The 12,015-nt window shown below is 69.0% G+C and carries 7 protein-coding genes; 3 read left to right on the forward strand and 4 right to left on the reverse strand.

Features of this window, described 5'->3' with window-relative positions; translation table 11 throughout:
- Nucleotides 1–232 precede the first annotated feature (232 nt).
- Nucleotides 233–1,843 carry an ATP-binding protein gene (locus KUV62_RS15570; protein ID WP_222604636.1) on the forward strand — a complete coding sequence of 537 codons (1,611 nt, stop codon included), beginning with the start codon at nt 233–235 and terminating at the stop codon, nt 1,841–1,843.
- Nucleotides 1,844–2,004: 161 nt separating this feature from the next.
- Here the strand turns inward: KUV62_RS15570 and KUV62_RS15575 are convergent, their stop codons facing one another.
- On the reverse strand, nt 2,005–3,192 hold the full coding sequence (locus KUV62_RS15575; protein WP_222604637.1) for an aromatic amino acid transaminase: 1,188 nt from the start codon (nt 3,190–3,192) through the stop codon (nt 2,005–2,007).
- A gap of 117 nt (nt 3,193–3,309) precedes the next feature.
- On the reverse strand, nt 3,310–4,347 hold the full coding sequence (locus tag KUV62_RS15580; protein WP_222604638.1) for a zinc-dependent alcohol dehydrogenase family protein: 1,038 nt from the start codon (nt 4,345–4,347) through the stop codon (nt 3,310–3,312).
- 140 nt (nt 4,348–4,487) lie between these two features.
- Between KUV62_RS15580 and KUV62_RS15585 the strand changes: the two genes are divergently transcribed.
- Together KUV62_RS15585 and KUV62_RS15590 are read left to right on the forward strand one after the other, a co-directional pair.
- Nucleotides 4,488–4,961, forward strand: a complete 474-nt coding sequence (locus KUV62_RS15585; RefSeq protein ID WP_222604639.1) for an Lrp/AsnC family transcriptional regulator — start codon at nt 4,488–4,490, stop codon at nt 4,959–4,961.
- A gap of 100 nt (nt 4,962–5,061) precedes the next feature.
- Nucleotides 5,062–5,544 carry a PaaI family thioesterase gene (locus KUV62_RS15590; RefSeq protein ID WP_222604640.1) on the forward strand — a complete coding sequence of 161 codons (483 nt, stop codon included), beginning with the start codon at nt 5,062–5,064 and terminating at the stop codon, nt 5,542–5,544.
- On the opposite strand, the gene KUV62_RS15595 is transcribed toward KUV62_RS15590, so the two are convergent.
- A complete protein-coding gene (locus KUV62_RS15595) occupies nt 5,525–5,872 on the reverse strand; it encodes a hypothetical protein (RefSeq protein ID WP_222604641.1) in 348 nt (115 codons plus the stop codon). The genes KUV62_RS15590 and KUV62_RS15595 overlap by 20 nt on opposite strands.
- A 68-nt stretch (nt 5,873–5,940) precedes the next feature.
- Nucleotides 5,941–12,015 (reverse strand): VCBS domain-containing protein (locus KUV62_RS15600; protein ID WP_222604642.1); only part of this gene is annotated, 6,075 nt, incomplete at its 5' end.

Here is a 12,015-nt window from a genome sequence, read left to right on the forward strand (position 1 = left end):
CACGCCTGCCGAAAGGCTTCGAAAAGCAGCGGAACCGGCGACCGACACCGCATCGCGCGAGCGGCGAAGATGTCGGGGCCGCACTCGGGCGTGAGGGCGCGGTTTCAAGAAGCGTTTGGACTCAGGAGTTTACTTTGGCAACCGAGCCGTGCATTTGCTTGGGTAGGTAACTAGAGAATTTGTTAGCGCGCCCTAAACCTATCCTGAGCTCGACACGAAGAGATGCCAGAAGATGACCGCTGACCGACCTGCCTTCCAGGGCTTCGACGAGGCCCTGCGCCGGCTTTACCTCCTTGCGGTCGAACCGGACCTTCCCTTCTGCGACAAGGTCGGCCGCCTGCTCGAGCTTGGCAGCGCCGCGCTCGGGCTCGAGCTTGGCATCGTCAGTGCAATCGAAGATCGGACCTACACCTGCAGCTTCGTCCACGGGCCCGACTGGGCGCCGGCACCGGGAACGCGCTTCGACGTCGACGGCACCTATTGCCTGCACACGCTACAGGCCAATGAGGTCACCGCCTTCTACCATGCCGGCCAGGAGCATATCTCGGACCATCCCTGCTACCTGAATTTCGGGCTCGAAAGCTATATAGGGGCGCCGGTGTTTCAGGGCGCTTCGCGCCACGGCACGCTCAACTTCTCCAGCCCCGAGCCGCGCATGCGGCCGTTTTCCGATCAGGAGCGGGAATTTGTCGGCTTCCTCGCACGCTGGCTCGGCAACGAATTGCGCGGGCGCGAGGAGCGGCGGCAGCTGCGTGCCCAGCGAAGCCTGTTCGCGGCGGTGATCGACGCGGTGCCCGAGGCCGTGATCGTGGCCGATCCGGATCGCCGCGTCTCGATCGTCAACCCGGCGGTCGAAGAGCTCTTCGGCTACACCCCGGGCCAGCTTCTCGGGCGGCAGACGGCGGTGCTCTACGAGGCGCTCGACGACTACGAGGCCATGGGCAAGAAGAACTTCAATCCCGGCTCTCACTATCAACGCGACCGATTCGCGCTGTCCTGCCGGCGGGCCGACGGCTCGGTCTTCGAGGGTGCGGTGTCCTCGGCGGATGTGCGCACCGAGGCGGGGGAGCATCTCGGCTATCTCGGCGTGATCCGCGACGTCACCGAGGAAAAGCGCTTCGAGCGCGCCAAGGACACGCTGATCGCGACGGTCAGCCACGAGCTGAAGAACCCGCTCGCGGCGCTGCAGGGTGCGCTTCGGCTGCTCGGCGCGCGCGAGACGGAGCTGCCCGAGGGCAGCCAAAAGCTCCTCGCGATCGCATTACGCAACGCCACCGCCATCGAGCGCATGACGAGCGACATTCTCGATCTCGAGAAGCTGCGCTCGGATGCCGGCCGCGCGGATTTCGATGCGATCCCGCTGAGACCGATCCTCGAACGCGCGATCGAAGCCATCGAGCCCTATGCGGAAGAGCGCCGGGTGCGGCTGTCTCTGGCGCCTGCCGGGCCCGCCCCCGCGCTGTCTCTGCACGCCGAGCGCATCCAGCGCCTCGCGTCCAACCTGATCTCGAACGCGATCAAGGCGTCGCCCGAGGACGGCGTGGTTTCTGTCGGCCTGACCGAGGACGGTTTGGGCTTCTGGGTCCGCGACGAAGGCGCCGGCATCCCTGTCGCGCTTCAGCCGACGCTCTTCGAGCGGTTTTCCCGCGCGCCGAGCTACCGGGTGGATGAAGGCAGCGGGCTCGGGCTGAGCATCGTGAAGGCGATCACCGACCAACATCTCGGCGCGATCGCCTTCGAGACCGCGGAAGGCGCGGGAACCACCTTCACCGTGCGCTTCCCGGACCCCGCCACCGCCGCGCCAGACGCCTCGGGGCAGCAGCCTGACGGGTCGCGCGCCTGATCCAGCGCTCTCCCCGGCGCGCAGCCCGCGCAGGCCGCGCCCTCATCGGAGCCGCAGGGGTCCGACGCTGATGCCGAGGGCACCTGGCGGTCCGGGCGGGATGTGCAAGTCCGAGCGCGAGACCGGCGAGGGGAGATCCGGCGAGCGGCCCCTGAGACGGCTCAGGCCACCGGCGCCATCACCGCGTGCACTGCCTTCACCAGCCACGGGATGTCGCCCGGCCCGAGCCGCGCCACGTTGACCCGGCCGCCCTTGACCACGTGAATGCCGTACTCGCGGGTCAGCGCCGCCTCCTGCGCGTCAGTCAGTGGCAGCAGCGAGAACATCCCCGCCTGTTGCCCAAGATAGGCGAGCTCCCCGGTGCCGAAGATGTCGTGCTCGGCCTGCACCAGCGCGGTGCGCACCTGCGCCACGCGGGCGCGCATCGCGTCGAGCTCGCCGAGCCACATCGCCGTCAGCTCCGGATCCTGCAGGATGGTGCGCACCACCGACGGCCCGTGATCCGGCGCGTGCGAGGCGCTCGAGCGCACGATGGCCGTCACCGCGCGGTGCACCCGCGCCCGGTCGGCGCTGCGGGTCTTCACGAAGAGCGCCCCGGCGCGGTCGCGGTAGATGCCGAAGGACTTCGACAGGGTGATGCAGAGGATGCATTCCTCGAAGCGCTCGGCGATGAGGCGGGCCGTGGCGCAATCCTCCTCGAAGCTGCCGGCAAAGCCGAGATAGGCGAGATCTAGCCACGGCACGAGTCCGCGCGCCTCAAGCGCATCCAGCAGCGCCTCGATCTGCTCGGGCGTCATGTCGGCCCCGGTCGGGTTGTGACAGACCCCTTGCATCAGGAAGACGTCGCCCGGCCGCGCCGCAGAGAGCCCGTCGAGCATCTGTTCGAAGGTGATCTCGCGACGGAGCGGATCGTAATAGGGCACATCGGCAAAGCGTGCGCCCGCGGCGCTGAGGATCGGGACGTAATTGCCGTAGGTCGGGCGCTGCATCCAGACCGTGGGCCTGGCCGGCATCTGCGCCAGAAGATCCGCCATCACCCGCAGCGCCACCGCGCCGCCGGCGGTCTGCGCTGAGACCCAGGTGGCGTCATGAGCCGCGCCTATCAGCGCGCGGCCCAGCACGGCGCAATACTCGGCATCGCCGGTCAACGCGAGGTAGGACTTGGTCTTCTGGGTCTCGACCAATTGCCGCTCGGCGCGCTTGACCGCCTGCAGCACCGGCGTCTCGCCATGCGCGTCCTGATAGATTCCCACCGTCAGGTTGAGCTTGTCGCTGCGCGGATCCTGCGCAAAGTACTCGGCCCCGATCATGATGGGGTCGACGGGATAGTCCCCGACCGTCTCGAACATCTCTCACTCTCCTCCCGACGGCCGCTGCCGGCCGCCCTCTTCCCTGCCGGGGTGCACGCGCGCCCCGACCCGCAGGCATAGCCGCTCGGGGCTGCCCTGCAAAGGCGCGGATGCGCCTCAGAACCGGGTGATCACCGTGGCGCCGACCGACTGGAACTTGTCCATGTTCATCAGCGCCGCCGGCGCCTCGGCGAGGCTGATACGGTCGCCGACCAGCCGCGCCGGATCGAGCTTGCCGCTGGCCACCATGTCGAGCATCGCGCCGTAGCGATGCGCCTGCATCCCGTGCGAGCCCAGTAGCTCGATCTCCTGCCCGACGATCTTGGGCATCGGCACCGCCGGCGCCGCGTGCTCGCCCAGCATCAGCCCGACCTGCACATGCTTGCCGCGCGGCCGCAGGCAGAGGATCGAGTTGGTCATGGTCACCGGATGGCCAAGCGCGTCGAGCGAGACATGCGCACCGCCCCCGGTGATCTCACGGATCGCCTCGGGCACGTCCGCCGCGCGCCCGTCGATCACGGCCACCGCGCCAAGCTCCTGCGCCAGTGCCAGCTTCGCCGGATCGAGATCGACCCCGATCACGTTGGCCCCGGCGGCGGCGGCGATCATCACCGCCGAGAGGCCGACCCCGCCGCAGCCATGCACCGCAACCCATTGCCCGGCCCGCACCTTGCCCTGATCGATTACCGCACGGAACGAGGTGGCGAAGCGGCAGCCGAGGCTCGCCGCGGTGTCGAAGCCCATGCCCTCCGGCAGAGCCACGAGGTTGAGATCGGCCTGGTGGATCGGCACGTATTCCGCGAAGGAGCCCCAATGGGTAAAGCCCGGCTGCTCCTGGTTCGGGCAAACTTGCTGCTGCCCGGCGTGGCACTCGGAGCAGCTGCCGCAGCCGCAGATGAACGGCACCGTGACCTTGTCGCCCACGGCCCAGTTGCGCACGTCCCGGCCCACCGCCGCGATCTCGCCGGCAAGCTCGTGGCCGGGCACGTGCGGCAGCTCGATGTCGCTGTCATGCCCCATCCAGCCATGCCAGTCGCTGCGGCAGACGCCGGTGGCGGCGACCTTCAGCACAACGCCATGCGGGTCGGGCGAGGGATCGTTGACGGTGACCAGCTTGGGCGCTTCTTGGAAGTTCTCGAACAGGACGGCTTTCATGGCAGGGTCTTTCGGTTTCCGCGTTTCTTTCGGGAGATCATAACCAGACCGCGGGGAATGGCTTTGCCAATCTTCTTCACTTCCGGCTAGTTTCGGAAAGATCCCTTTCCCCAGACCCGCAATTCGAGAGCTTTCTGCCCATGCCCGAGATCGACGCCGTGAGCGCCCGCATCCTCACCCTGCTGCAGGAAGACGGCCGAATGACCAACGCACGGCTCGCCGAGACCCTCGGCATGAGCGAAACCCCGTGCTGGCGGCGGCTCAAGCGGCTCGAGGAAAGCGGCGTCATCGAGGGCTATCAGGCCAACCTCAACCGCCGCAAACTCGGGCTCGGCGTCATGGCCTTCGTGCAACTGCGCTGCTCCGAGCACGACCAGGCGGCCACCGCCGAGTTCCAGCGCATCGTCGAGACCACGCCCAACATCCTGGCCTGTCACAACACCACCGGCGCCGACGATTTCCTGCTCATCGTGGTGGCCCGCGATCTCGACGACTACAGCAGCTTCGTCGACGGCACCCTGCGCCGCCTGCCGGGGGTGACGAGCATCCGCTCGAACCTGTCGCTGAAGGAGATGAAGGCGTCGAGCAAGCTCCCCGTGGCGCCCCCCGCCTGAGCACGTGCGCCGCAGCGTTCGCTTTGCATCCGCCGCAAAGCCCGGCCATAGCTGCGCCAAGCGGCGCGAAACTGCGTCGTGGCCAGAAGGAGATGCCCCGATGACCGCCCGTCCCGACCGCCCGCTCGGTGTCATCCCGCCGCAAACGCTTGCCAGCCACTCGGGGCTCGAGCTCTTTGCCCGGATGATCGCCGGGGAGCTGCCCTCGCCGCCGGTCTGCGCGGTGTCGAACCAGTGGATCACCGCGGCGGAGAAGGGCCGGGTCACCTGGACCTGCTCGCCGCCGCCGAATTTCATCAACCCGATGGGCGGGGTGCATGGCGGCTGGGCGATGACGGTGCTCGACAGCACGCTGGCCTGCGCGGTGCATTCCGGTCTGCCGGCGGGGCGCGGCTACACCACCGTCGAGGTCAAGACCAACCTCACCCGCGCGCCCAAGGTGGGCGAGATCTATACCTGCGTGGGCGAGCTGATCACCCTCGGGCGCAGCATCGGCACCTCCGAGGCCAAGCTGCTCGACGCCGAGGGGCGCGTCGTCGCCTTCGGAACCACCACCTGCCTGATCATGGAGCTGCGGCGCTGAGAGGGCGCGCCCTGCGCACCATCCTCCGGGGGTGAGCCCCGGCCAGCGGGCCCGCGCCGCTCAGCCGGTCGCCGACCGCACTATCGCTGTCGCCAATGCATTCCCGGCTGGTGCCACCCGCGTCGGGCATATGCACCACGGTTCCGGCCTCGCAGAGCTCCGACGAGGTGATCTCGATGCCGTTCTGCGCGTCGGGGCTGCCCACGGTCGGCAATTGCGCACGGTCGCGGACGATCGCGGCCTGTTCATCCGCGGCGGCGAGGCCGGCTGCCGGGCACGCCACGGCAAGGCTGTCGGTCGCGAGGAAGCCAGCGTGATAAATTGCCATGTCCCTGGCTCGAAGACCCGGACAATCGTCCTTGGAATGGGCACTGAGAATGCGCGCCGGTCCGCGGCTCAGCCGGTATTGTCGTCGGTCGGGTCGGGCTGGCCGTGCAGGCTCGGATCGTCGACCGGTTCGTCGACGGGGAGATCGTGATGCGCCCCGGGATCGGCATGGTGTTCGGCATCGGCGCCCGCCGGATCCGGCAGCAGCGCCGGGTCGTCGGGCACACCGGTCTGGCCGGGGTCGGGCAGATCGCCCGGGCTGACGCCGAGGCTGTCGAGATAGGCCGATGCGCCGTGATCGACATCGGCCTGTGGCGGAGGGGTGCCGCCGCCGACCGCGTGCAGGTAGGGCGCCATCGCGTCCGGCTCTGGCTCCGGTGCGGGCCCTGCGTCATGCTCCGCAAACCCCGGCGCGTCGTGCGGCGCGGCCTCTGCATCGCCGGGCCCAAGGCGATCGGGCTCGGGAGGCGGGGCCGCATCCAGTGCCGTGCCGAGGACTGCCGCATCGAGCCCGTGATGATCCGCCAAGCCAGCCGTGTCATCGGCAATCGGGCTGATGGTCACCGTCTCGACCGCATCCGCGTCGGGTGCATCGTGCGGCGCTGGCGCTGCCGGCACCAGCGTGATGCCTTCGAGCGTGGTGTGATCGATGTGATGGCCGCTTTGGCCATGAACGCTCTGCACGTCGATCTTCACCACGACCTCGGCATCTCCGACCATCTGACCATGGCGCGTGATGGTGAAGGGATCGGTGTGCAGCCCGGGCACCGCTCCGCTCCCGCCATGCTTGATGACCGCCGAATCCGGGTTGTAGTGGTAATCGAAATGCCCGGTCTGTGGATCGATCGTCAGGGTGCCGTACTGCCCATGCAGCGTCACGACGCTGGCGCCGCCGGGCGTCGCGATCCCCCAGCCACCGGTGATGCCGGTGAAGCTGCCCGACAGGTGCTGCGTGCCGACCCCCTGCACCTGCGCCGTCTGCGGCAGCGGCGCAACGTCGAGATCGGCGCTCGCGGTGCTGGTCGCCCCGGTGCTGTCGCGCACCACGATCTGCACCGGGATGTTGTCATGGGTCATGCCCGCGGCCGGATGGAACTCCCACGCCCCGCCCTGCCCCTGGCTGAACGTCCCGAACTGCGGATCGACGCTCACCGAGCGGATGCTGAGCGTGTCCCCGGTGTCGATATCGGTGGCGTGCACGCTCTGCAGCAGCTCGCTCTCGGTGAAGCTGCGCGGCTGATCCTGGTTGGTGCTGCCGAGATCTCCGTGGCTGACCACCGGCGCGTCGTTGGTGCCCGAGATGGTCACCGTGAGCACATGGCTTGTGCCGTCGACGCTGGTCACTGTCAGCGTGTCGGTCAGCGGCGCGCTGTTCGGCCCCAGCGCCTGGATCGCCGCCTGAGCGTTGTCGGCGGTGTAGGTCCAGGCGCCGTGAGCATCTAGCGTGAAGCTGCCGTAGGCCCCCGCACCCGCTGTCACCGGCGTGAACGCCGCCTCGCCCGCGTCGGGATCGGTGATCGCCAGCGTGCCACCGGTGGTCAGGTTGCCGCCGGTGAGTGCATTGTCCTCCGTCACCGCCCCGGTTCCGCCGGTGATCTGAGCGCCATCGCCCGCCCCTGTCACGTCGATGGTCACGGTATGCGTCGCCACGGCGCCATGCGGGTCGGTCGCGGTCACCGTGAAGTGCTCATGCTCGAGCTGGCCCGCCGCCAGCGCCTGCACCGCCGGGTTGCCGTTGTCGAGCGTGTAGGTCCACCGACCGCTCTGGTCCACGCTCAGCGTGCCATAGGTCCCCGGCGTGCCCGGGTCCACCGCCCAGCTCACCATCTCGCCATCGCGGCCTGCCGTGACCAGATGCCCTCCGGCACTGCCGGGAGCCGAGGTGCGCGCGTCGACATCCGTGCCCGTCAGCGAGCCCGAGACCGTGGTGCTGCGCGCGTCTTCCGTCACCGCGCCGTGGTCGCTGTCCCCGGCCTTGAGCGAGATCACCGGCGCGTCGTTCGTGCCCTCGATATTGATGAAGATCCGGCTGCGGGCGCTACCTCCCGCGCCGTCGGTCACCTCGACCTGGAAGGTCTCGCTGCGCGCGGCCCCCTCCGGCAGACGCTGGATGATCGGATCGGTGTTGTCGAGCGTGTAGGTCCAGTGGCCCTGCGGATCGAGGCTCAGCGTGCCGTGGCTTCCCTGCCCGCTGCCGACGAGATGCCAGCTCAGATCGCCCTGTGGATTGTCGACGTCTGTCGCCGTCAGCGTGCCGCTGTTGGACACCTGGTAGGTGCCGCTATGCAGATGTGCCTGGAGAATCTCACCCGGCGCGCCGTCTTCCCGCACCGCGCCGAGCCCGCCCAGCAACGCATTCGGCCCGCTGGTCACCACGGGCGCATCATTGGTGCCCGAGATGGTGACGGTGAGCACATGGCTGGTCCCGTCGACGCTGGTCACCGTCAGCGTGTCGGTCAGCGGCGCGCTGTTTGGCCCGAGGGCCTGGATCGCCGTCTGGCTGTTGTCGGCGGTGTAGGTCCAGTGGCCCTGCGCATCCAGCGTGAAGCGGCCATAGCTCCCGGCACCCGCCGTCACCGGCGTGAACGCCGCCTCGCCCGCATCGGGATCGGTGATCCCAAGCGTGCCGCCGGTCGTCAGGTTGCCACCGGTAACATGCAGATCCTCCGTCACCGCCCCGGTGCCACCGGTGATCACCGCCGGGTCGCCCACCGGGCTCAGCACCATCGACGCGGTGGCCGGAACGCTCGGCCCCGTGCCGTCCGTCACCGCGTAGCTGATCGCCACCGGGCCGTTGTAGTTCGGCTCGGGATGATAGGTGAAGCTGCCGCCGGCATTCTGCGAGAAGGTGCCGTGATCCGCCACCGGGAGACCCGACACCGACAGCACGTCGCCCACGTCCACATCCGTCGTCCGGCCCAGCAGCTGCGCCGCCGTGATCACCTGCGTCTGGTCCTCGGGCCCGCCCGGCAGCGTCACGGCGCCGGCCACCACCGGCTGATCGTCGGTGCCCGTCACCGTGATCGTCAGCGTCGACGCCGTCGTGGCGCCGGTGCTGTCGGTCACGCTCACCGCAACCTGGACCGGCAGACCCTGGCCCTCCACCAGCGACTGATACGTTGCGTTCGAAGGGTCGAAGCGCCAGCTGCCGTCCGGATCCAGCGTGAAGCCCGCCGGCGTCGCGCCCGTCACCGCGTAGCTCAGGCTGTCGCCCGTATCCACGTCGGTGCCCGGCAGGGTGCCGGTCACCTGCGCCCCGTCTTCCGTCGCAGAGGCCGTGGTTGCTGTCAGCCCCGGCGCGTCATTGGTGCCCGAGATGGTGACGGTGAGCACATGGCTGGTCCCGTCGACGCTGGTCACCGTCAGCGTGTCGGTCAGCGGCGCGCTGTTTGGCCCGAGGGCCTGGATCGCCGTCTGGCTGTTGTCGGCGGTGTAGGTCCAGTGGCCCTGCGCATCCAGCGTGAAGCGGCCATAGCTCCCGGCACCCGCCGTCACCGGCGTGAACGCCGCCTCGCCCGCATCGGGATCGGTGATCCCAAGCGTGCCGCCGGTCGTCAGGTTGCCACCGGTAACATGCAGATCCTCCGTCACCGCCCCGGTGCCACCGGTGATCACCGCCGGGTCGCCCACCGGGCTCAGCACCATCGACGCGGTGGCCGGAACGCTCGGCCCCGTGCCGTCCGTCACCGCGTAGCTGATCGCCACCGGGCCGTTGTAGTTCGGCTCGGGATGATAGGTGAAGCTGCCGCCGGCATTCTGCGAGAAGGTGCCGTGATCCGCCACCGGGAGACCCGACACCGACAGCACGTCGCCCACGTCCACATCCGTCGTCCGGCCCAGCAGCTGCGCCGCCGTGATCACCTGCGTCTGGTCCTCGGGCCCGCCCGGCAGCGTCACGGCGCCGGCCACCACCGGCTGATCGTCGGTGCCCGTCACCGTGATCGTCAGCGTCGACGCCGTCGTGGCGCCGGTGCTGTCGGTCACGCTCACCGCAACCTGCACCGGAAGACCGTGGCCCTCCGCCAGCGACTGATAGGCCGCGTTCGAAGGATCGAAGCGCCAGCTGCCGTCCGGATCCAGCGTGAAGCCCGCCGGCGTCGCGCCCGTCACCGCGTAGCTCAGGCTGTCGCCCGTATCCACATCGGTGCCCGGCAGGGTGCCGGTCACCTGCGCGCCGTCTTCCGTCGCAGAGGCCGTGGTTGCTGTCAGCCCCGGCGCATCGTTGGTGCCGGAGATGGTGACGGTGAGCACATGGCTGGTCCCGTCGACGCTGGTCACCGTCAGCGTGTCGGTCAGCGGCGCGCTGTTCGGCCCGAGGGCCTGGATCGCTGCCTGTGCGTTGTCGGCGGTGTAGGTCCAGTGGCCCTGCGCATCCAGCGTGAAGCTGCCGTAGCTCCCGGCACCCGCCGTCACCGGCGTGAACGCCGCCTCGCCCGCGTCCGGATCGGTGATCGCCAGCGTGCCACCGGTGGTCAGGTTGCCGCCGGTGAGTGCATTGTCCTCCGTCACCGCCCCGGTTCCGCCGGTGATCACGGCGCCGTCATTCGTGCCGGTCACGTCGATGGTCACGGTATGTGTCGCCACGGCGCCGTGCGGGTCGGTCGCGGTCACCGTGAAGTGCTCATGCTCGAGCTGGCCTGCCGCCAGCGCCTGCACCGCCGGGTTGCCGTTGTCGAGCGTGTAGCTCCACCGACCGCTCTGGTCCACGCTCAGCGTACCATAGGTCCCCGGCGTGCCCGGGTCCACCGCCCAGGTCACCGTCTCGGTGCTGCTCGAGGTGACAAGATGCCCTGCCGCACTGCCCGGTGCCGCTGCATGCACATCGACATCGGTGCCTGTCAGACTGCCGGTTACCGTCGCGCGCGCGGTGTCCTCGGTCACCGCGCCATGATCGCTGTCGCCGGCCTGCAGCGAGATCACCGGCGCATCATTCGTGCCTTCGATCTTGATATAGACCATCGTCCGGCTGCTGCCGCCCGCGCCGTCGGTCACCTCGACCTGGAAGGTCTCGCTGCGCGCGGTCCCCTCCGGCAGGCGCTGGATGAGCGGGTCGGTGTTGTCGAGCGTGTAGACCCAGTGGCCCTGCGGATCGAGGCTCAGCGTGCCGTGGCTGCCCTGCCCGTTGCCGACGAGATGCCAGCTCAGATCGCCCTGCGGATTGTCGATGTCTGTCGCCGTCAGCGTGCCGCTGTTGGTCAGGTGATGGAGCACGTTGCGCATGTAGAGATCGACGACCTCGCCCGGCGCACCGTCTTCCTTGACTGCACCGAGCCCGCCCAGCCGCGGATTGGTCCCGCTGGTCACCACCGGGTTGTCGTCGGTGCCGTTGATCGTCACCGTGATGTCACGGGTGGTGCCGTCGAGGGTCGAGACTGTTATCTTGTCGGTCAGGTGATCGGTCGGACCCATCGCCTGCACCGCCGGTTGGGAATTGTCGAGCTGGTAGGTCCAGTGGCCATCGGCATCGACGCTGAAGGTGCCGTGCGTACCCGCCGCGGATGGCATCGGCACGAAGGACGCCTCCCCCGCGTCGGGATCGGTGACGTCGAGCTTGCCGGAGGTGGTGAGGCGGGTGTCTTCGGTGACCGTGCCGACCGGCGTGCCGGTGACCTGCGCGCCGTCGTCGGTGCCGTTGATCGTCACGGTGATCTGCTGCGTCGTGCCGTCGAGCGTCGAGACCGTCACCGTATCGGTGAGCTGGCCGCCGCCGGAGGTCAGCGCCTGCACCGCCGGTTGGGAATTGTCGAGCTGGTAGGTCCAGTGGCCATCGGCATCGATGCTGAAGGTGCCGTGTGCACCTGCGGCGGATGGCATCGGCACGAAGGACGCCTCCCCCGCGTCGGGATCGGTGACGTCGAGCTTGCCGGAGGTGGTGAGGCGGGTGTCTTCGGTGACCGTGCCGACCGGGGTACCGGTGACCTGCGCGCCGTCGTCGGTGCCGTTGATCGTCACGGTGATCTGCTGCGTCGTGCCGTCGAGCGTCGAGACCGTCACCGTATCGGTGAGCTGGCCGCCGCCGGAGGTCAGCGCCTGCACCGCCGGTTGGGAATTGTCGAGCTGGTAGGTCCAGTGGCCATCGGCATCGATGCTGAAGGTGCCGTGTGCACCTGCGGCGGATGGCATCGGCACGAAGGACGCCTCGCC

It is taken from the genome of Salipiger bermudensis (genome assembly GCF_019801965.1).
Lineage (GTDB): Bacteria > Pseudomonadota > Alphaproteobacteria > Rhodobacterales > Rhodobacteraceae > Salipiger > Salipiger bermudensis_A.